The following is a 21130-nucleotide window of genomic DNA, read 5'->3' as shown; positions in this document are numbered from 1 at the left end:
CCCATGTCGCCCAGAGATTTCGCCGCTTATGCCTATCTGTCTCTGGCCTGGGGGCTGTCGTTCCTGCTGCTCCTGCATGTCGTCGATGCCTTCGGCTGGATCGGAGCGGTGACCTTCCGCTGCTTCATTGCCGGCGCCCTGCTTTACGTGATTGCAAAAGGGATGCGACGCCGGCTCGACTTCGGAGCAGGCTGGCTGCCGTTCTCGATCGTCGGCGCGACGACAGTGGCGGGGCAGCTGGTGGGGCTATCCTATGCAACGCCGCTGATCGGCACGGCGATGGCCGCGATCTTCGTTGCGTCGATCCCGCTCTTCTCCATGGTCATCGCCCAGGTCTGGGGGCTGGAGCGGATCACGTCGACGCGGGTGCTCGGGCTCGTTCTGGGGACCATCGGGATCATCATGCTCGTCGGTTTCCCGGCCGTCCCCGTGACCGCAACATTCCTCCTCGGCTGTGCGGCGATGGTCGGCTCGACCTTCTCGGCCGCCTTCGGTAGCAATTATGCCAGCCGCCATCTGTCCGGCACCGGTCCGTGGGAAGTGACCATCGGCTCCTTCATCGCCGGTGGAATCCTGACCCTGCCGCTTCTATGGTTCGTGCCTGTTCCCGGCACGCCTGCAGCAATCGACTACCTCTATCTCGTGGCGCTCGCAGCCCTGATGAGCGCGCTGACCTATGTGCTTTATTTCGGTCTGGTCAAAAGCATCGGCGCGACGGCCGCGATCAGCGTCGAATTCGTCGTGACCGTCGTTGCCGTGCTGGTCGGGGCTCTCGTGCTCGACGAACCGCTGACGGTGCTGCAGCTGGTGGGTGGGGCCGTGATCATCGCCGGATGTGCGCTGGTGCTGGGACTGGTCCGCCCGGTGCGCGCCGCCGCCTGATCATTTGCCTCGTCGACGGATGCGGGGGGCCGACCGACCCGGCTTCCCCACGGCAAGGGCGAGCGTTGCTGCCGTGTCGTCCAGCAAGACCGCGGGTTCACAGAGCCGAACGCAGTTTCGTCCATCCGCCTTGGCCCGGTAAAGGGCGGCATCGGCGCTGGCTAGCAGCATGTCGAGATCGGCACCGCTTGCATTGGCTTCGGCGACACCGATGCTGACAGTCACCTGCAGGGGAGAGAGCGGCGAGATCGCCATGTCTGCGACCGCAAGGCGCAGCTCTTCTGCCAGCGCCAGCGCCTTTTGCACCCCGACACGCGGCAACAGACAGGCGAATTCCTCACCGCCCAGCCGGGCAAAGAGCCATCCTTTGGGCATGCGCCGTTCGATGGCGCGCGAAAAGGCGATCAGCACCTGATCTCCGGCGGCATGGCCATGGGTATCGTTGACGATCTTGAAGTGATCGATGTCGAGCAAGAGGAGGCTCGTGCCGCCTTCTTGGCCGAGAGCGGCCTTGGCTTCCGCCACGAAGGTGCGCCGGTTGGCGAGATTGGTCAGCGGATCGCGCTCGGACGCCAGGCGATAGCGGAGTTCGTCCCGTTCCTTCGCCAGCATCAGCAGGGCGACGAGCGAAAGCACGATCATCATCGAGTTCGACAAAACGACATAGGCGAACCAGGGGGCTGTCGAGCCATCCGCCGCGTAAGCCGGCCCGACGAAGAGCGACAGCGGTGCGGGCGCCAGCCAGATGGTGCCGCGAATGATATTGGCGAGGGCAGCGATCGAACGGGAGGGCAGCGGTTCGACCCTGGCCCTCTCCAAGATCTCACGCGCGGTCAGGAAGCAATAGCCAGCAACGATCAGCCCCAGTACGGTGGTGCGCACCTCGATCGACTGGTGGAAGACAGGCGTGAGCAACAGCGCCGTCCAGATGGCCGTGCCCGCGGAGGCCTTGGCCAGGGATACCTTGCCACCCTCGAACGCGACGACCGCCTGCCAATAGAAGCCGACGGCGAGCGCACCAAGGCCGAGACCAATGCCGGAGGACAGGAAGAGCGGCAGCACGTTGCGCGCGGAATGCAGCAACATGGCAGCACAGGCGGCGATCCCCGCCGCAACCAGCAGAGGCAGGATCCGGCTGCCCCGATTGCGCGACCACATGTAGATCGTCACCACAGTCGAGATGAATGTGATGAGCGCATGGACGATCATGATGGTAGGCAAATGCAGCGTGTGGTCCATGCCGAAGATCATCTCCGAAGGCGGGGGAGTACCACGCTAGGGGGAGTTACCTTGAAAAAGACTTAACCTGAAGAGCAACTATCAACATCGACCGCTCCTCCTCACGCCCTATTTCGACACAAAGCAGCGCCCTTGACCAAGTTCGCGCCGCGCGGCATAACAACGCCCATGAAAACGAGCCTCTGCACCATTTGCGGGATCATTATTCGCTAGCGCATTCGCTGGCCTGGCCGTTTTCGTCTCCTGCATAGCCCCAGATGACAAACGACCCGGTCCAGCCGGGTACATCATTCTGGGAGTTTCACATGGCCGGCGGCCTTAAGCTTTACAACACGCTCACACGCGAGAAGGTCGACTTCGAGCCGATCGATCCCGACCATGTGCGCATGTATGTCTGCGGCGCGACCGTCTACGACTTCGCCCATATCGGCAATGCGCGGCCCGTGATCGTCTTCGACGTGCTCTACCGGCTGCTTCGGCACACCTATGGGGCGGACCAGATCACCTATGTTCGCAACATCACCGACGTTGACGACAAGATCAATGCGAGGGCATTGCGCGATTTCGGCAACCAGATCGCCGATGGTTCGATGAGCCTCAACGAGGCGATCCGCGCCGTGACCGGCAAGACGGAAAGCCAGTTCCACGAGGATGTCGCGGCGCTCGGCTGCCTGAAGCCGACCGTCGAGCCGCGGGCCACCGACAACATTCGCCAGATGATCACGATCATCCAGCGGCTGCTGGACATGGGCCATGCCTATGTCGCGCACGGATCCGAGGGTCACGAAGTGCTGTTTTCGACCGCCTCCATGGCGGATTACGGCATGCTGTCGAAGCGCAAGCTGGAAGACCAGCAGGCGGGTGCGCGCGTCGCTGTCGAAAGCCACAAGATGAACCCGGCCGATTTCGTTCTGTGGAAGCAGTCTGCCGATACCGAGCCCGGCTGGCAGGCGAGCTTTACCTTTGAGAAGACCACCACGCCGATCTATGGGCGTCCCGGCTGGCATATCGAATGCTCGGCCATGTCCGACCGCTATCTCTGGGAAGAGATCAAAGATAGGCTCTCGCCGAAGGCCAAGTCCAAGCCGCACCAGTTCGACATCCATGGCGGCGGGCTCGATCTGATCTTCCCACACCACGAAAACGAGATCGCCCAGTCCTGCTGTGCCTTCGACAACGACCTGATGGCCACAGTATGGATGCATAACGGCTTCCTGCAGGTCGAAGGCCGCAAGATGTCGAAGTCGGAAGGCAACTTCGTCACGATCAACGAGTTGCTTGCGACCGAGAAATTCGGCGGCCGCAAGTGGCCGGGTGAAGTGCTGAGGCTCGCGATGCTGATGACGCATTACCGCGAGCCGATCGATTTTTCGGTGAAGCGGCTGGAGGAGGCAGAACGTCTGTTGGCGAAGTGGCCGGCGGGCGATGCCGGCGACGTGGCCCCGGATACATCCATTCTCGAAGCCCTCTCCGACGACCTGAACACGGTCGCGGCCGTCCAGGCGGTTCATGCGCTGGCCCAGGCGGCTAATGCCGACCCTTCGAAACTGCCGTTGTTCGCAGCCTCCGCCGCCCTGCTCGGCGTCGCGCCGAAGAAGGCGGAAGTCAGCGACGATCTCTCCGCCGCTGTCCAAGCGCTCGTCGACATGCGGCTCGAAATGCTGAAGGCGAAGAATTTTCCCGAGGCCGACCGCATCCGCGACGAGCTCGCTGCCAAGGGCATCCAGCTCAAGGACGGCAAGGACAAGGAGACCGGCGAGCGGGTGACGACCTGGGAGGTCAAACGGTAAAATGGTTCTGGCTGCGGCGCGGTTTACCCCCCTTTGTCACTTCGTGACATCTCCCCCACACAGGGGGAGAGTGGGGACGCATGCGCTACGGCACACGACCAGAGCGACACAGCTGCGCGCGGACGGATCTTGCTCAATCTTCCTGTGGCTTACCGCTGGTTCCGAGGTCGGCGGGGTCCCGCTCTCCCCCCGTGTGGGGGAGATGTCCGGCAGGACAGAGGGGGGTGCCGCACACGCGACGCTCTTTGCCCGTCTTGCACCCACGCACAACGAGGAGCAGTATTTCCATCAAACTCACGCTCCGATGGAAGCTGTCACGCCGCATGCACCTGTTCCACCGCAACGGCGCGCTCATGCCAAGCGCATGCGCAGCGAAATGACCGATGCCGAGCGCAAACTTTGGGGCTGCCTGCGCGCGCATCGCCTGATGGGCCTCAGCTTTCGCCGACAGGTGCCGATTGCCGGCTTCATCGTCGACTTCGCCTGCCCAGACCATAAGCTGATCGTCGAAGTGGATGGCTCGCAGCACGGACACGATGCTGACCTAACCTATGACGCGGCGCGGACGCGACGTCTGGAACAGGATGGCTGGACGGTTCTCCGGTTCTGGAACGACGACGTGCTGCGGGATATCGACAATGTCTGCCAGCATATCGTCGTCGTCGCAGGTAAGGGGTGGTCGTGATGATTGTGGTTTTGGCTGCGGCGCGTCGTCCCCCCCTCTGTCACTTCGTGACATCTCCCCCACAAGGGGGGAGAGTGGGGACGCATGCGCTGCGGCTTCGAGAAGTGGACACGTTAGACGCTGGCGCGAAGGTCGGCGGGGTCCCGCTCTCCCCCCGTGTGGGGGAGATGTCCGGCAGGACAGAGGGGGGTAGCCCCACTCTCGAGAGGCCAACTCCATGACCCAGCCCAACCCGAACACCAAGATGCCGAAATGGCTGCTTTACGGGCTGATCGCCAAGGGCGCCCTGATTGCCGTTGTCATTATCGGCGTCACGATTTTCATGACGATGCGATGAGGAAGATGAAATGAGCGAGATCGAGAGTGGCGGCTGCCAATGCGGCGCAGTGCGGTTCCAGGCGTCGAAGCTTGGGCGGCCGTCGATCTGCCATTGCCGCATGTGTCAGAAGCAGTTCGGCTCCTTCTTCGGCGCCTTCGTGACCGCCGATCAGGCGCATCTGACCTGGACGCGCGGCCAGCCGATGCTCTTTCGCTCGTCTGCGAAGGTGAAGCGCGGCTTCTGCGGCAAGTGCGGCACGCCGCTCACCTATCAGCATCCCGGCGGCGTTGAACTTGCGATCGGCGCCTTCGATCATCCGGAACGCTTCGAGCCGCAGATCCAGGTCAACCATCACCAGCGCCTGCCCTGGATCGATCAGCTGTTCGAGAAGCCTGTCTATACCAGCCCCGAATACGAGGCTTTCTTCGCCTCGGTCGAGAGCTTCCAGCACCCTGACCACGACACGGCCCAATGGCCGCCGGAGGATGAACAATGACACGACAGGTGCATTCCGGCGGCTGCCAGTGCGGCGCGATCCGCTACAAGATATCAGGCGAGCTCGGCTATCCGCATCTCTGTCACTGCCGCATGTGCCAGAAGGCCAGCGGCAATTTCTTCATGGCGCTAGCCGGTTCACGGCAGGAGGACTTTCTCCTGATGCGGGGCGAACCGAGCTGGTTCCAATCATCGGACCCGTGCGGGCGCGGTTTTTGCAGGGACTGCGGCACACCGCTCTTCTTCCGCACCAAGGGCTCGCCCTATATCAGCGTGACGATCGGCAGCCTCGACAAACCGGAACTTGCCGAGCCCGTTTCGCAGGACGGCGTCGAAAGCCGCGTCAGCTATTTCGACAAACTCTTTTCCCTCCCCGAAAACCCGACGGACCGGTCCGACCTACCGGAGGGCACTGCCGGGATTGCTTCCACCTCACGGCAGCATCCCGATCACGATACGGTGGCCTGGCCACCGAAAAGGACATGACATGACGAATGAATTGCGCAGCGTTTATCCTGAAATCGAGCCCTTCGAGACCGGCATGCTCGATGTCGGCGACGGGCACCAGATCTATTGGGAGCGTTTCGGCACCAGGGGGGCCAAGCCGGCCGTTTTCCTGCATGGCGGTCCCGGTGGCGCCACAGGTCCCGGCAACCGCCGGCTCTTCGATCCCGCTCTCTATGACGTGCTGATGTTCGACCAGCGCGGCTGCGGCAAATCCACACCACATGCCTCGATCGAGGCTAACACCACCTGGCATCTGGTCGCGGATATTGAGCGGCTGCGCGAACTCATGGGCGTCGAGACCTGGCTCGTCTTCGGCGGTTCCTGGGGCTCGACACTGGCGCTTGCCTATGCCGAAACCCATCCGGAGCGCGTCTCCGAACTGGTCCTGCGTGGCATCTATACGCTGACCAAGGCCGAGCTCGACTGGTACTACCAGTTCGGCGTCTCCGAGATGGTCCCGGACAAGTGGGAACGTTTTTGCGCGCCCATTCCGGAGAATGAACGTCACGAGATGATGGCGGCCTATCGACGCCGGCTGACGGGCACCGATCGCGAGGAGCAGTTGCGCTGTGCCGTCGCCTGGAGCTCCTGGGAGGGCGAGACGATCACGCTCCTGCCGAACCCGGATTACACGGGCCGCTTTTATGAACCCGACTTCGCGCTCGCCTTCGCGCGCATCGAGAACCACTTCTTCGTCCATGCCGGCTGGCTGGAGGAAGGACAGTTGCTGCGCGATGCCTACAAGCTCAAGGACATTCCCGGAGTCATCATCCACGGCCGCTACGACATGCCCTGCCCGGCGAAGTATGCTTGGGCTTTGCACAAGGCCTGGCCGAAGGCGGATTTCCACCTGATCGAGGGAGCGGGCCACGCCTATCTCGAGCCTGGTATCCTCGACCAGCTGATCCGGGCCACGGATCGGTTTGCGGGGAAGAACTAGATTATGCTCGCGCCCGTGGTTACCCCCCTCTGCATCCTGAGCCTGTCGAAGGGCGGCCATCTCCCCCACAAGGGGGGAGAGCGGATTGCGGCTGCGGCTCGGGCCCACCCTTCCCTTGAGGGGGAGGGTCGGAGCGAAGCTCCGGGGTGGGGTGATGGGCTGAAGGTAACAAAAATCGCGAAACGTCGAACTCGCGGTGTGGTTCACCCCCACCCGCCGCTTCGCGGCGACCTCCCCCCTCAAGGGGGAGATGGGGAGCGGAACGCCAGCGGCTTCCACTCTCCCCCCTTGTGGGGAAGATGTCACGCAGTGACAGAGGGGAGTAATTCCCCCATAGCGAAAGTTCTCGTAAGGACAACAGCATGACACGCGAAAAGATCACCCTGTTCGACACGACGCTCCGCGACGGCCAGCAGACGCCGGGGATCGATTTTTCGGTCGAGGACAAGATCGCGATCGCGGCCATGCTGGACGAGTTCGGCATCGACTTCATCGAGGGCGGCTATCCGGGGGCGAACCCGACGGATACGGCCTTCTTTTCACGCAAGCGCACTCAGAAGGCCGGCTTCGTCGCCTTCGGCATGACCAAACGCGCCGGCATCTCCGCCTCCAATGATCCGGGCCTCAGCCAGCTCATCCAGTCGAAGGCGGATGCCGTCTGTCTGGTCGCCAAGAGCTGGGACTATCATGTGAAGGTCGCGCTCGGTTGCACCAACGAGGAGAACCTCGAAAGCATCCGCGATAGCATCAAGGCCGTGGTGGCTGCCGGCAAGCTTTCCATGGTCGACTGCGAACACTTCTTCGATGGCTACAAGGCCAATCCGGACTATGCCCTCGCCTGCGCGAAAGAAGCCTATAACGCCGGCGCACGCTGGGTGGTGCTTTGCGACACCAATGGCGGCACGCAGCCGCCGGAAATCCGGGAGATCGTCCAGGCTGTGATTGCCTCCGGCATCCCCGGTGCCTCACTCGGCATCCACGCGCATAACGACACCGGACAGGCCGTCGCCAATTCGCTCGCCGCCGTCGAGGCCGGTGTGCGCCAGATCCAGGGCACGCTGAACGGGATTGGCGAGCGTTGCGGCAATGCCGACCTCGTCACGATCATCCCGACGCTCTGTCTGAAGGAGACGTATTCCTCGCGCTTCGAGACCTCGATCGACCGCGAAAAACTCGTCGGCCTGACTCGACTGTCGCGCGCCTTCGACGAGTTGCTCAATCGCTCCCCTAACCACCAGTCGCCTTATGTCGGCGGCTCGGCCTTTGCCACCAAGGCCGGCATCCATGCCTCGGCGCTGCTCAAGGACCCGAAGACCTACGAACATGTCGAGCCGGAAAGTGTCGGCAATTTCCGCAAGGTCATGGTCTCGGACCAAGGCGGCAAGGCGAATTTCCTCAACGAACTCAAGCGCCGCGGCATCATGGTTGCCAAGGACGATCCGAAGCTCGATACGCTGATCTCCATCGTCAAGGAGCGCGAGGCCTCGGGCTATGCCTATGAAGGCGCGGATGCGAGCTTCGAATTGCTGGCGCTGAAGACGCTCGGCACCGTCCCCAATTTCTTCGCCGTCGAAAGCTTCCGCGTCATGGTCGAGCGCCGTTTCGACAGCCATGGCAAGCTGAAGACCGTGTCGGAAGCCGTCGTGAAGGTGCTGGTCGACGGCGAAATGGTGATGTCGGTTGCCGAAGGCGACGGCCCAGTCAATGCGCTCGACATTGCGCTGCGCAAGGATCTCGGCAAATACCAGTCGGAAATCCTCGATCTCGAACTGGCGGACTACAAGGTCCGTATTCTGAACGGTGGCACGGAAGCCATCACGCGCGTTCTCATCGAGTCCACCGATGCCTCCGGCGCCCGCTGGTGGACGGTCGGCGTGTCGGAAAACATCATCGATGCCTCGTTCCAGGCCCTGATGGATTCGATCGTCTACAAGCTGATGAAGAACCGCGAACTGGCAGGCAAGATCGCGGCGGAGTGAGATCGGCCGCGTCCAAACGATCGGTCTGCCTGAACGATGCTTCACAGAAATGAATTGGCGCCTGCAACCTTGCAGGCGTAATCCCGTTTCCAAGCATAACAAAAGTCAGGAAACACCATGGCCGACGTCACCGCTCCCGCCGAGAACCGGGACAGCCTGAACGGCTTTCTCTTTGCGCTCTCCGCCTATCTCCTGTGGGGCTTCCTGCCGCTCTACATGAAGGCGCTCGCGCATATCTCGCCGGCGGAGGTGATCGCGCACCGCATCCTCTGGTCGATCCCGGTCGCCGGCCTGCTCTTGATCATCCTCAAGCGCACCGATGAGTTGAAGAAGGCGATGCGCAATCCGCGCATGCTCGGCATGGCCGCCGTGACCGCGACGCTGATCAGCGTCAACTGGGGCATCTATGTCTGGGCGATCGGGACAGGACACGCGCTGGACACGGCGCTCGGCTATTTCATCAATCCTTTGTTTTCGATCCTGCTCGGCGCTGTCATTCTCAAGGAAAAACTGAAGAAGACGCAGATTGCGGCCCTCTCGCTGGTCGTGATCGCTGTCGTCATCCTAACCGTCGAGGCAGGCCGCCTGCCGGTGGTGGCGCTGGCGCTCACCTTCTCCTGGGGCTTCTACGCCTTCTTCCGCAAGACATTGCCGATCGGACCGAACCAGGGCTTCCTGCTGGAAGTGCTGCTGCTATCGCCCATCGCGCTTGCCTATCTCGTCTATCTCAATCTTCAGGGCGGCGGGCATTTCCTGATGGGCAACATGACCGATACGATCCTGCTTGCCTCGGCAGGACTGGTGACGGCAGTGCCGCTGATCCTTTATGCGAACGGCGCCAAGCTGTTGCGCCTCTCGACCATCGGCATCATGCAGTACATCGCGCCGTCGATGATCTTCATCACCGCCGTCTTCGTCTTCAACGAACCCTTCAGCGTGGCGAAAGCCGTTGCCTTCCCGCTCATCTGGTCGGCGCTGGTGATCTATACGCTGCCGATGCTTCGGCAGCGCTGATCAGCGCTCAAGTTCAGAGCTTGGAAATCGTCTCCGGGTCGCCTTCGGGCGATCCGGCTTCGGCCCAGCGGGCCTCGATGGCGGGCACGATGTCCTCGATCCGGTCGATGACCAGCGGCCGCACGAGATGGGCGGTGTGGATGAAGCCCGAGACCGACATATGGTCGATCAACTCAAGCATCGGCTTCCAGAAATCATTCACATTCGCAAAGACCATCGGCTTGGTGTGACGGCCGAGCTGACCCCAGGTCATGATCTCGACGATCTCCTCCAGCGTGCCGATGCCGCCCGGAAGTGTCACGAAAGCGTCAGAGCGCTCGAACATCGCGTGCTTGCGCTCGTGCATGTCCTTGGTGATGATCAATTCGTTCAGCTGCCCAAGCGAATGGCGCGTCGCTTCCATGTCGACGAGAAACTCGGGTATGATGCCGGTAACATGACCGCCGGCCGAGAGCACGCCCGAGGCGACCGCCCCCATGATGCCCTTGGTACCGCCGCCATAGACCAGGCGAAGGTTGTTTTCTGCCAGGGCGCGACCGAAATTTCGGCCGGCTTCCATGAAGGCGGGATCGCGTCCGGGCTGGGAGCCGCAATAGACGCAGACGGATCGAATCGGGGTTTTCTGTTCGCTCATGCGGGGCAAAAAACAGGCTACGCCGCTGCAGGTCAACAAAATTGGCTGAAAACCCTTGTCCGGCAGGGTGGATTGATCCATCGCCGCTTGTCGATTCATCGGGTTGACGCTAGCAATTCCAAGGGAATGGCGGCTCATCCGCCGGGAGACTTGAGAAATGAAGAACCGTGCCCTCTGGGTGGTCCTGATCGTCCTTGCCATCGTCAGTCTGCTGATGGTCTTCGTGATCATGCCACGGCTCAACCCGCCTGTGGGTGATCTGCCCACCGTCACCGCTGCCGCCGACGCGGCGAAGTCTGCAGCCGATGAGGCCCAGGCGACAGCCGAAGGCGCCGTGCAAGACGTCGCCAGTGCAGCCAGCCAGAAGATGGATCGCCTGAAAGAAGAGGCTGTGAAGGCCGTCGACGGCATCTCGGCGCTGTTTGCCGATGGCCGCACGCCTGGCATCGAAGCCTATACAGCCGCGAAGACACTCGCCCAGGGCGCCCTTCAGGCACTTTCATCGATCGAGATCCCCGACGACCTTGACGCCACGGTCATGAATGGCATCAAGACGGTACAGGCCGATGCCGCGCGGGCTCTGGAAATGGTTCAGCAGCTGCCGGCCGATCCGGCAAAGGCCGCAGGCCTCATTGCCTCGATCAAGGACGCATTGCTCGGCAAGCCGGTCAACCAGCCCGCGCCCGTCACAGAAGCGACGACGGAGATCGCGCCCCGCTTCGACGTGCTCCGCGTCGAGCCGAATGGCTCCACAGTCATCGCCGGCAACGCCGTGCCTGGCGCGACCGTCGAGATCCTGAATGGTGATGAGGTCATTTCCTCGCAGACGGTCGACGGCACGGGCGATTTTGCCGCCGTGCTCGATCAGCCGCTGCCGCCCGGCGATCACGCACTGCAGATCCGCGCCACGGCTCCCGACGGCAAGGTCGTCACCTCGGAAGAGGTCGCGACGATTTCCGTGCCGGAAGGTGGCAAGGGCGAGCTGCTGGCCATGGTCTCGAAGCCTGGCGAGGCGAGCCGTCTGATCACCCTTCCCGGTTCCGAGAATTCTCCCGCATCGGCAAGCCAGCCGGCCGCTGCACCGGCCGGCGGCGTTGCCCTGCCGGAACTTCCCGCTGCCGCCAGCGAACTTGCGGGCTCAGCGCCTGCGATGCCGGGCATGAGCGAAACGGCGGCAGCACCCGCGAATGAACCCGCGGCCGAAGAACCGGCTGTCCTTCCCGGCGCCACCGAAGTGCAGGTCACCGCGGTCGAGATCGAAGGCGACCGCATCTTCGTCGCCGGCAAGGCGCCGGCCGGAGCGCGGGTGCGTGGCTTTGCCAACAAGACCACCATTGGCGAAACGGCGAGCGACGGAAACGGCAACTTCGTCATTGAAGGCGAGATGAAACTCGAAGTCGGCAACCACATCATTGAGGTGGAACTCCTGGATTCCACCGGCAAGGTGATCGTACGCGCCTCGGTTCCGTTCGAGCGCCCCGCTGGTGAGCAGGTCTCCGTCGTCGCCCAGACGGGAGCGAGTGCTGCGTCATCGCCGACCACCCCCGAACAGATTGAGTTCGAGCGGCTGCGGATCTCCTTGACCAAGGCGATGACGATTCTGGAAAATCTGTTCGCCAACGGTCAGAAGCCGGCTCTGGAGCAGGCGGCAGCGGCGCGTTCGGCAACGGAAATCGGATTGCAGTCGATCATCGGCTTCCGTCCGGGTCCCAATGTCGAACCAGACCTTGCCGCCGCCTTCAACAGCCATGGCGCCAAGGCTCGCGAGGCGCTGGCGCTCCTGCAGTCGGTACCGAACGGCAATGTGGACGCTTTGGGCGCCGCCCTGCCGCAGCTCGTCGCGCTGATCCGTGACCTCCTCAACGATCCGGCACCCGCTCCGTCAGCGCAGGCACCGGCTCAGTCCGAGACCAATGTGGCGGCAGCATCCCCGACGACTGCTGCTGCATCCGGTGAACCGAAGACAATCCAGCAGGCGCCGCTCGAACAGAGCGACAGCAGCGTCATCATCCGCCGCGGCGATACGCTCTGGCAGATTTCGCGGCGCGTTTATGGTCAGGGTGTGCGCTACACCACGATCTATCTCGCCAACGAGAACCAGATCAACAATCCGGACCTGATCGAGCCCGGCCAGATCTTCACGGTGCCGCGCGATGCGCTTCCCAATGCGGAAGAAATTCATCGAAAGCGCCTGCGCGGCGAGGCGGTGAACTGAGCTTTCACAGTTCCGTTATTGTATTCGCGCGAGCGAAAACCTAAGTGAATGAAAGCGGCGATCCTCCAAAGGGATCGCCGCTTTTTAATCTGCAGGCAGCGAGAGGGTCGGGGATGGCAGAGGCGAAGAAGAAGACGGTATCGGCCGACGACGGCAACCCGATGCAGACGCTCGTGAACCTCTGGCCCTATATGTGGCCGGCCGACCGATTTGATCTCAAGATGCGCGTCGTCTGGGCGACCGTCTTCCTGATCATCTCGAAATTCGTCCTGATCCTCGTTCCCTATTTCTTCAAATGGGCAACCGATGCGCTCGACGGCCGGATCGACATGGCGGGCATCCTGCCGACCTTCCTTCTGGGAGCCGTGGCGCTCGTCATCTTCTACAATCTCACCCGCATCCTGCAGGTCGGCCTCAACCAGCTTCGCGATGCGCTGTTTGCCAGCGTCGGCCAGCATGCGGTGCGCCAGCTCGCCTACAGGACCTTCGTGCACATGCACCAGCTGTCGCTGCGCTTCCATCTGGAACGCAAGACCGGCGGACTGTCGCGCATCATCGAACGCGGCACCAAGGGAATCGAGACGATCGTCCGCTTCACGATCCTCAACTCGATCCCGACGCTCATTGAATTCATCCTGACGGCCGCGATCTTCTGGTGGACCTACGGCTTCTCCTATCTCGGCGTCACCGCCTTCACCGTCTGGGCCTATATCTGGTTCACAATCCGCGCGTCTGACTGGCGCATCGGCATCCGCCGCGCGATGAACGACAGCGACACGGATGCCAACACCAAGGCGATCGACTCGCTTCTCAACTTCGAGACGGTCAAGTATTTCGGCAACGAGGAGATGGAGGCCAAGCGCTTCGATGCCTCGATGGCGAAATACGAGAAGTCGGCCACACAGGTCTGGACCTCGCTCGGATGGTTGAACTTCGGCCAGGGTCTGATCTTTGGTGTGGGCACCGCGATCATCATGGTGATGTCGGCGCTCGCCGTGCAGCGCGGCGAACAGACGATCGGTGACTTCGTCTTCGTCAACGCCATGCTGATGCAGCTGTCGATCCCGCTCAACTTCATTGGCTTCGTCTACCGCGAAATCCGCCAGGGTCTCACCGATATCGAGCAGATGTTCGATCTTCTCGAAGTCCAGGCCGAAGTGGTCGACGGTCCCGGGGCGACGCCGCTTGCCATTGCGCAAGGCGCCATCGCCTTCAAGGATTTGCATTTCCACTATGATCCGGAGCGGCCGATCCTGAAAGGCGTGTCGTTCGAGGTCCCCGCCGGCAAGACTGTGGCCGTCGTCGGTCCGTCGGGCGCCGGCAAATCGACCATATCCCGCCTGCTCTACCGCTTCTACGACGTCCAGAAGGGCTCGATCACCATTGACGGCCAGGACGTACGCGATGTGACCCAGAAGTCGCTCAGAGCCGCGATCGGCATGGTGCCGCAGGACACTGTGCTGTTCAACGACACGATCGCCTACAACATTCGCTACGGTCGACCCGGCGCGTCCGACGCCGAGATCGAACAGGCGGCGGAGGTCGCGCAGATCTCGCATTTCATCAAGGATCTGCCCGATGGTTTCGACACCAAGGTCGGCGAGCGCGGTCTAAAGCTCTCGGGCGGTGAAAAGCAGCGCGTTGCGATCGCCCGTACTGTGCTCAAGGCGCCGCCGATCCTGATCCTCGATGAGGCGACCTCGGCGCTCGACACGACCACCGAGCACGAGATCCAGTCCGCCCTCGACATCGTCTCGAAGAACCGCACGACGCTGGTCATCGCCCACCGTCTGTCCACGGTGGTTGGCGCTGACGAAATCATCGTACTGAAGGGCGGCGAAATCGCCGAACGCGGCAGCCATAGCGAGCTACTGGCCCAGGACGGCCTTTATGCCTCGATGTGGAACCGTCAGCGGGAGGCGACTCAGGCCGAAGAAATGCTGCGGCAAGTGCGCGAAAGCGACGAACTCGGCGTCGTGGTCCGGCGCCCGCCAGCCGTCTGACGCTGGCGGTCAGCGACACCGGGCGGTCAGTCCGCCCGGCATAGCCGATTGCGGCCGTCGCGCTTTGCCCGGTAGAGGGCGAGATCGGCTCGACGAAGCGCGTGGTCGATCGTCTCCTGCAGCGGATCGAAATCGGCAAGGCCAATGCTGATGGTGCCGGCGGTGCCCATGCCGGTTGCAACCGCACAGTAGCGGGCGATATCGGTCCGCATCCGCTCCAGAATGTCCTCCGCCTGGGCTGTATTGTCGCCGGTGAAGAAGGCAAAGAACTCTTCGCCTCCGGCACGCGCGACCAGCACGCCCTCCGCCTCATGCGCCCGCAGGGTATCGACAATCGAACAGAGGGTGAGATCTCCCTCGCCATGCCCGAGTTCGTCATTGATCGACTTGAAGTGGTCGATGTCGATGACGGCGACGGCAAAGCTCTGCTCACCTTCGTTCGCCGTCTCGATGGCCGAACCCGCAACCTGGAAGAACTTGCGACGGTTATAGGCATTGGTCAGCGGGTCGCGCTCAGCAGCGGCCGTCAGGCGTGCCTCGAGCTCCTTGCGTTCGGTGATGTCGATCAGCACGCCGGCAATGCCGCGAAGGCCGCCTTCCGGCGAGGCGACACAGGCCTTGTGCAGCATGACATGGCGCACGCCCGTGTCTGGCACGCAGACATCGGTCTCGACCCTGATGACGCCGCCTCTGCGCATCACTTCGAGGTCCGATTCCCGATGCGCCTCGGCAACATCCAGCGGCAGAAAATCAGCGAGGGTCTGGCCAATAACGCGGTCTCGTTCCGTGCCGACAAAATGGCTGAACGCCGTGTTGCAGCCGAGATAGCGTCCGCCGACATCTTTCAGGTAGATCGGCGTCGGCAGATGGTCCAAGCCATCCTGCCAGGCATCGAGCTTGTCCTGCAATGCGTCGAGTGTCTTCTGGTGTGTCTGCAGCAGGGTAAGGTGACGCTTGGCGCGCAAGAGGCAGCGCAGCAGCTGAGCCGAGCCCTCGTCCATCAGGAGATCGTCGACCCCCACGTCGAACAGTTCAGCCTGAAATTCGGCCGTGACTGCCCCTGTCACCGCGACAAGATAAATGCCATTTCCGCAGATCTCGCGCAGCCGGACAACCTGGGCGATTGCGACCTTGTCAGCGCAATCAAGGAAGCAAAGCGACGAGTTTCGCAGCGCCTCCGGAGCGGTGATCCGAGACGGCGAAAGGGACGCGATCAAAGCCGGCGGCGGCAGTCCGCGGGAGGAATGCCAGGATATCGTGGCGAGCGTTACCGTGTCCGAATCCGGTTCAATGTGCCTGGCGAGCTGCAACGGTCATTCCTTGTCCGGGCCGGGCCGACAACGGTCCCGCATCGCGGATCCTGCTTAAATCCAACTCCCCTTTTTTAGGGTGCAGTTATTTACAAAGTCTCGCCACGCCTAAGCGCAATTGAGCTTTTTTTGGGCCAGCTGTGGATTGTCACATATGCTTTAGCGCGCCTTGATTTGACCGGCGGCATTGCCCATCTGCGGCTTTCAGAGTAGTCACGGGCGACACAATTAAAAGACCGAGGACCCCATGGATCTGTTCGAAACCATCCGCAAGACGATCGTGCCCGTGCACAAGGAAGGCTATCCTTTCGTCGCCGCCTTCTTCGTTGCATCGCTGGTGCTCGGCTGGATCTGGGATCCGCTTTTCTGGGTGGGCCTGATCCTGACCCTCTGGTGCGCCTATTTCTTCCGCGATCCCGAGCGTGTGACGCCGCAGGACGACGACCTCGTCATCAGCCCGGCCGATGGTCGCGTGTCCTCCGTCCAGATGGTCGTTCCGCCGCAGGAACTCAATCTCGGCACCGAGCCGATGCTGCGCATCACTGTCTTCATGAACGTCTTCAACTGCCATGTGAACCGGGCACCGATGCGCGGGCGGGTGACGACGATCGCCTATAAGGAAGGCCAATTCCTGAATGCGGAACTGGACAAGGCTTCGACGGACAACGAGCGCAACGGCCTCGTCATCGAGAGCAAGCACGGCGCAATCGGCGTCGTTCAGATCGCCGGCCTCGTTGCACGCCGGATCATCTGCTGGACGAATATGAACGAGCCGCTCGATGCCGGTGAACGCTTTGGCCTCATCCGCTTCGGCTCGCGCCTCGATGTCTTCCTGCCGGCAGGTGCCGAACCGCGCGTTTCTCTCGGCCAGACCGCGATTGCCGGCGAGACCGTGATCGCCGAGTTCGGCTCGGCCAAGGGGCCGGTCATCAGCCGCCGCAGCTGAGGAGATTTGGATGGACGATCAGACCCCCTCGACCGAACTACGTGGCAGCGCCCAGGCTGATACGGGTGCGCGCGGCCCGAGGCTCCGCGAAATTCCCCTCCGGCTGATCATTCCCAACCTGATCACGGTGCTTGCGATCTGTGCCGGTCTGACCGGGATCCGGCTCGCCTTCGAAAACCGTTACGAACTGGCGGTCGCCATGGTGCTGGCCGCTGCGTTTCTGGACGGCATCGACGGCCGCGTCGCGCGGATGATGAAGGCGACATCGAAATTCGGCGCGCAGATGGATTCGCTCGCCGACATCATCAACTTCGGCGTGGCGCCTGCCCTCGTCCTCTATGTCTTCGTGCTCGACCAGGCCCGCTCGCTCGGCTGGATTGCAGCGCTGATCTATGCGATCGCGGCCGGCCTGCGGCTCGCACGGTTCAACGTCATGGACGAGCGCGAGACCAAGGCCCCCTGGCAGTCGGAGTTTTTCGTCGGCGTGCCGGCACCTGCAGGGGCGGCGCTCGTCATGCTGCCGATCTATCTCGGCTTTCTCGGCGTGGCACCGGTCGGCATTTTTGCCTATGCAAGCACGGCCTATACCGTCGTCATCGGCTATCTCCTCGTCAGCCGCCTGCCGGTGTGGTCCGGCAAGTCGGAGACCAGCCATGTTCGCCGCGATCTGGTATTTCCGATGATTCTCGGCGTCGTGCTCTACGTCGCGCTTCTGATGAGCTTTACCTGGGAGGTCCTGGTCGTGAGCGTGCTTCTCTATCTCTGCTCGCTGCCGTTCGGCGCCCGCAACTGGCACCGCCGCTACGGCACGCTGACCATTGGCGAGGAAGCAGCCGAAAAGGGGCTGTCGGAGATCGATCGGGGCGTCTGACCCGCGTTTTCGTTCAAGCTTGAAGTATTTTTGAGCCCCGCCAAGCCGAAAAGCTTGCGCGGGGCTCTCCATATCTACTCTTTTTCTTCAAATTTGATTTGAGTCACAGCAACGGCCACGCTTTTGTCATGATCTCCACAGAGAGAGCCGCAAACAAAAACACCGGTCAGAAAACACTCCAAGGAACATGACGATGACGACTGAGAATCAAGCCGAGCAGCAGAAGCCGGCCAACGAGAATCTCGCCTCGAATTACCGCCCGCTCGGCCTCAAGGCCGTTCTCGCAGCAGCTCTGATGCTGAAGCCCAAGCCGGCACCAAAGGTCGCCTGAAGGCCTTCAGGAGAACGGCGATCGGTGCAGAGGAGGCTCTCCTCCTGTTCGGGACATTGCCTAGAACAAGCTCATCTGCCCGTCGCCGGATTTGTCCGCGGTGGGCTTTTGCTTTTTCGGCGGGAGCGCGACCGCTGCCTGAAGTTCCGGTCCGACATTCGCGACCTTGTTGACGAGGTCGGACACCGGGATCGCCTCGAAATAGTCCTCCGCTGCGGGTCGCAGCAGATCCGCCACATCGCGCGGTTCGCCGTGACGGCAATCGAGCCAGCGGCTGAAATCCTGCGGCTGGATCACCACGGGCATGCGGTCATGGATTTCGCCGATGGTCTTGTTCGCTCCGACCGTCAGGATGCAACCCGTATCGAGTTCGGAGCCATCCTTCGACATGTAGGTTTCCATCAGCCCGCCGAAACAGACGATCCCGCCACTCTTCGGGCGGATCCAGTAGGCCTGCAGCTTCTCGCCGCTCTCCTTTGGCGGCCGGTGCCACTCGTAGAAACCTGAGGCTGGAACCAGAATACGCCGGTGCCGCATCGCCGCGCGGAAGGACGCCTTCTCGTTTGCCGTCTCGGAACGGGCGTTGATCAGCAGTGTGAATTCCTTAGGGTCCTTGACCCAGGACGGGATCAGCCCCCAGCGCACCAGAACTGCCATGCGATCGGGCCGGTTCGAACCGGGCTCGGCGGGCGGGGATGCCACCGCCACGAGGATCGGCTGCGTCGGCGCGATGTTGTAGCGCGGCGGAAAGCCCTCGAGCTCCATCACGCCGAGGATCTCTGCCACTTCTTCCGGGCTCGCAGTCAGGGCAAAACGTCCGCACATGGAACGTAGATGGCAGCCCGACCCGCCAGGGTCAAGGCGTGACGCGATGCTTGCAGGGGGCGGCAAAGCCCGCGATAATCGGGGCATACTGCTTCGTCGCCACGGTGCGATCTTCCGACCGGAGTTTCCTGTTCATGAGCATGCCCCGCCTCGCCTCTTCCGCCATCGTCGAGCGGGCCGGGCGTTACCTCCTCGTCCGGCGCGGCAATCCGCCGGCGGCTGACCTCTTTGCCTTTCCGGGCGGTCGCGCAGAGCCAGGCGAAACGCCGGAGGAGACGGCGCTCAGGGAGCTCTTCGAGGAGACCGGGATCGTGGGGCGCAATCCCCGTCTGTTCGAGACGGTCGAGCTTTTGCCCGAGGCCGGCGTGACAGGCAGCCACTTCCTGCTTTCGGTCTTCCAGGTGGAGGCTGAGGGGACGGACGAAGCTGAAGCGCGAAGCGATGCGCTCGAGGCTGGCTGGTTTCTTCCGGAGGAGGTGCTTGGGCTCCCCATCCCCGAGAGCGTGCGCGACTGCATCCTGCGCCTGTCTTCAAAGACCACGATCGGGGGTGAAGCATGAGCAAGATCACATCGTCCCTTCGCCTCGCCGCAATTCTTCTCGTGATCGCCGGCCCGGCGGCTGCGCAAGGCAGCAGCACTGCGCCACCCGTTCCGCCTGCCGAAGATACCGAGAAGCCGACGCCCTACGACGACCGTCTCGCACGACTGTCGGAGATCATCGGCGCCGTTCATTACCTGCGCAATCTCTGCAAGGCGGATGGCGAACCGGAATGGCGGCAGTCGTTGCAAGGTCTGCTGGAGGCCGAAACACGCGCCGAGCCGAAGCGCCGGGCGCGGATGACGGCCGCCTACAACCGGGGCTACCGCTCTTTCGCATCCGTCTACACCTCTTGCACACCGGCCGCAGTTCGTGCAGAGCAGAATTACCGTATCGAAGGCGCAACACTTGCCACAGAAATTACCGCACGTTTCGGAAATTAACGATTAATTCACCTCTTTTAGTCTGCCCCCGTGTCGTTTTGGCAAAAGGCTGATAGGGTCGTTAAGGACTGAGTAAGTGCTTCGAGGAATGCCCATGGAACCGCGCCGCAACGAAATCGACGAGATGATCGTTCACGAGAAGATGCAGGCTGCGCTGGAATACCAGAACGAAGCCTGGGCCGACGGCATGGCCGATGGGATCGAGCCCGAGATCATCGCCGAGGCGGCCTTTGCGCTCGCCATGCGCGAGACCATCCGCATTCACGGTGAACACGGCGCCGAGGCCGTACTCGACGCGCTCAAGGCCCGGCTGCTTGCCGGCGAATTCTCGCCCGAACGCCAGCTTCAGTAAGACAGCAATCGAGGATTAAAATGATGATCTCGTCGCGGGTCAGGCTCCTCTGCTTGACGAGCGCGCTGACGCTCATTCTCGCCTCCACGGTGATGGCTCCGCCTGCCCTCGCCCTGTCCGACATCAAGGACATCACGCCGCCTTCTGCCGATTCGTCAGAGCCGGCGTCGAATGAGGAACCTGATGTCATCGAAGATTCTATACCCGTCATTCCCGACCCGGATCCGCTGATCCGATCGCCTGAGCCAGAAGAGGTGGAAGGTGTCGAAAGCGTGGAGCCAGCCGATCCGCCGGCCGAGGTCATTTATGACATCGAGAAGGCACCGGAACCCGTTCGACGCATGCGCGAGCTCATCATGGAGGCGGCAAAGACCGGCGACATCTCGAAGCTAAAGCCGCTGATGAACCCCGGTCCGGACCAGACTGCGGTGCCGCTGCAAACGCCTGACCAAGATCCGATCGAAGCGCTCATGGCGATCTCCGGCGATAGCGATGGCGTCGAGATCCTGGCGATCCTGCTCGATATCTTCTCCACCGGCTTCGTGCAACTCGACAAGGGCACGGCGGACGAGGCCTATGTGTGGCCCTATTTCGTCGGAAAATCGCTTGGCCTGCTGACACCGCAGGAGAAGGTCGAACTGCTGCGAATCGTGACGGCCGGTGACGTTGCGGAGATGCAGGAATACGGCAATTACAATTTCTTCCGTGTCGGTATCACACCCGATGGCCGCTGGAAGTTCCTCACCGTCGGCGACTGACCACGATCCAATTTGTGGGCCAAACTGTGGGCTGTGATCGGAACTGCTTGTCG

21 protein-coding genes are annotated in these 21130 nt (G+C 62.2%); 17 read left to right on the top strand and 4 right to left on the bottom strand.

Features of this window, described 5'->3' with window-relative positions; translation table 11 throughout:
- Positions 1-3: 3 nt before the first annotated feature.
- Complete coding sequence (locus QWE_RS17065) at positions 4-882, top strand: DMT family transporter (RefSeq protein ID WP_006727412.1); 879 nt, start codon at positions 4-6, stop codon at positions 880-882.
- On the opposite strand, the gene QWE_RS17060 is transcribed toward QWE_RS17065, so the two are convergent.
- Positions 883-2121: a GGDEF domain-containing protein gene (locus QWE_RS17060; RefSeq protein WP_006727411.1), complete on the bottom strand. Its 1239-nt coding sequence runs from the start codon at positions 2119-2121 to the stop codon at positions 883-885.
- A 305-nt stretch (positions 2122-2426) separates the two neighbouring features.
- On the opposite strand from QWE_RS17060, the gene cysS reads away from it, so the two are divergent.
- From cysS to rarD, 7 genes are all read left to right on the top strand, one after another.
- Positions 2427-3911, top strand: a complete 1485-nt coding sequence (gene cysS / locus QWE_RS17055) for a cysteine--tRNA ligase (RefSeq protein WP_006727410.1) — start codon at positions 2427-2429, stop codon at positions 3909-3911.
- A gap of 304 nt (positions 3912-4215) precedes the next feature.
- The gene (locus QWE_RS17050) at positions 4216-4596 is read left to right on the top strand and encodes an endonuclease domain-containing protein (RefSeq protein ID WP_006727409.1); all 381 of its coding nucleotides are present in this window, start codon (positions 4216-4218) and stop codon (positions 4594-4596) included.
- Positions 4597-4943: 347 nt separating this feature from the next.
- Positions 4944-5411: a GFA family protein gene (locus QWE_RS17045; RefSeq protein ID WP_006727408.1), complete on the top strand. Its 468-nt coding sequence runs from the start codon at positions 4944-4946 to the stop codon at positions 5409-5411.
- Positions 5408-5896: a GFA family protein gene (locus QWE_RS17040; protein WP_006727407.1), complete on the top strand. Its 489-nt coding sequence runs from the start codon at positions 5408-5410 to the stop codon at positions 5894-5896. Before QWE_RS17045 ends, QWE_RS17040 begins: the two co-directional genes overlap by 4 nt.
- Position 5897: 1 nt before the next feature.
- Positions 5898-6857 carry a prolyl aminopeptidase gene (pip, locus tag QWE_RS17035; RefSeq protein ID WP_006727406.1) on the top strand — a complete coding sequence of 320 codons (960 nt, stop codon included), beginning with the start codon at positions 5898-5900 and terminating at the stop codon, positions 6855-6857.
- 362 nt (positions 6858-7219) lie between these two features.
- On the top strand, positions 7220-8836 hold the full coding sequence (cimA, locus tag QWE_RS17030) for a citramalate synthase (protein ID WP_006727405.1): 1617 nt from the start codon (positions 7220-7222) through the stop codon (positions 8834-8836).
- Positions 8837-8953: 117 nt separating this feature from the next.
- Positions 8954-9850 carry an EamA family transporter RarD gene (gene rarD, locus QWE_RS17025; protein WP_006727404.1) on the top strand — a complete coding sequence of 299 codons (897 nt, stop codon included), beginning with the start codon at positions 8954-8956 and terminating at the stop codon, positions 9848-9850.
- A 13-nt stretch (positions 9851-9863) separates the two neighbouring features.
- Here rarD and QWE_RS17020 read toward each other — a convergent pair whose 3' ends face one another.
- On the bottom strand, positions 9864-10484 hold the full coding sequence (locus tag QWE_RS17020) for an LOG family protein (RefSeq protein WP_006727403.1): 621 nt from the start codon (positions 10482-10484) through the stop codon (positions 9864-9866).
- Positions 10485-10641: 157 nt separating this feature from the next.
- Here QWE_RS17020 and QWE_RS17015 point away from each other — a divergent pair, with 157 nt between their 5' ends.
- Together QWE_RS17015 and QWE_RS17010 are read left to right on the top strand one after the other, a co-directional pair.
- The gene (locus QWE_RS17015; protein ID WP_006727402.1) at positions 10642-12699 is read left to right on the top strand and encodes a LysM peptidoglycan-binding domain-containing protein; all 2058 of its coding nucleotides are present in this window, start codon (positions 10642-10644) and stop codon (positions 12697-12699) included.
- A gap of 113 nt (positions 12700-12812) precedes the next feature.
- On the top strand, positions 12813-14702 hold the full coding sequence (locus QWE_RS17010) for an ABCB family ABC transporter ATP-binding protein/permease (RefSeq protein ID WP_006727401.1): 1890 nt from the start codon (positions 12813-12815) through the stop codon (positions 14700-14702).
- A gap of 26 nt (positions 14703-14728) precedes the next feature.
- Here QWE_RS17010 and QWE_RS17005 read toward each other — a convergent pair whose 3' ends face one another.
- Positions 14729-16012 (bottom strand): GGDEF domain-containing protein, encoded by a 1284-nt coding sequence (locus QWE_RS17005; protein WP_006727400.1) that lies wholly within the window; start codon positions 16010-16012, stop codon positions 14729-14731.
- Between the two features lie 247 nt (positions 16013-16259).
- On the opposite strand from QWE_RS17005, the gene QWE_RS17000 reads away from it, so the two are divergent.
- The 3 genes from QWE_RS17000 to QWE_RS25485 all read left to right on the top strand — a co-directional run bounded on the left by QWE_RS17000 (position 16260) and on the right by QWE_RS25485 (position 18160).
- The gene (locus QWE_RS17000; protein ID WP_006727399.1) at positions 16260-16958 is read left to right on the top strand and encodes a phosphatidylserine decarboxylase; all 699 of its coding nucleotides are present in this window, start codon (positions 16260-16262) and stop codon (positions 16956-16958) included.
- Positions 16959-16968: 10 nt separating this feature from the next.
- Positions 16969-17829 (top strand): CDP-alcohol phosphatidyltransferase family protein, encoded by an 861-nt coding sequence (locus QWE_RS16995; RefSeq protein ID WP_006727398.1) that lies wholly within the window; start codon positions 16969-16971, stop codon positions 17827-17829.
- 193 nt (positions 17830-18022) lie between these two features.
- Positions 18023-18160: a hypothetical protein gene (locus QWE_RS25485; RefSeq protein ID WP_167539703.1), complete on the top strand. Its 138-nt coding sequence runs from the start codon at positions 18023-18025 to the stop codon at positions 18158-18160.
- Between the two features lie 60 nt (positions 18161-18220).
- Here QWE_RS25485 and QWE_RS16990 read toward each other — a convergent pair whose 3' ends face one another.
- Positions 18221-18985 (bottom strand): SOS response-associated peptidase, encoded by a 765-nt coding sequence (locus tag QWE_RS16990; protein ID WP_006727396.1) that lies wholly within the window; start codon positions 18983-18985, stop codon positions 18221-18223.
- Positions 18986-19119: 134 nt separating this feature from the next.
- Here QWE_RS16990 and QWE_RS16985 point away from each other — a divergent pair, with 134 nt between their 5' ends.
- From QWE_RS16985 to QWE_RS16970, 4 genes are all read left to right on the top strand, one after another.
- The gene (locus QWE_RS16985; protein ID WP_006727395.1) at positions 19120-19545 is read left to right on the top strand and encodes an NUDIX hydrolase; all 426 of its coding nucleotides are present in this window, start codon (positions 19120-19122) and stop codon (positions 19543-19545) included.
- A complete protein-coding gene (locus QWE_RS16980) occupies positions 19542-19967 on the top strand; it encodes a TIGR02301 family protein (protein WP_006727394.1) in 426 nt (141 codons plus the stop codon). Before QWE_RS16985 ends, QWE_RS16980 begins: the two co-directional genes overlap by 4 nt.
- A gap of 94 nt (positions 19968-20061) precedes the next feature.
- Entirely contained in the window at positions 20062-20319 is a 258-nt protein-coding gene (locus tag QWE_RS16975) for a hypothetical protein (protein ID WP_006727393.1), read from the top strand.
- Positions 20320-20339: 20 nt separating this feature from the next.
- Positions 20340-21077: a hypothetical protein gene (locus QWE_RS16970; RefSeq protein ID WP_006727392.1), complete on the top strand. Its 738-nt coding sequence runs from the start codon at positions 20340-20342 to the stop codon at positions 21075-21077.
- The last annotated feature ends 53 nt before the right edge of the window (positions 21078-21130 follow it).

The sequence above is a fragment of the Agrobacterium albertimagni AOL15 genome, from assembly GCF_000300855.1.
Lineage (GTDB): Bacteria > Pseudomonadota > Alphaproteobacteria > Rhizobiales > Rhizobiaceae > Allorhizobium > Allorhizobium albertimagni.
Note: the sequence above shows the minus strand (reverse complement) of the source record. Positions and strands in the feature narration are given on the sequence as shown.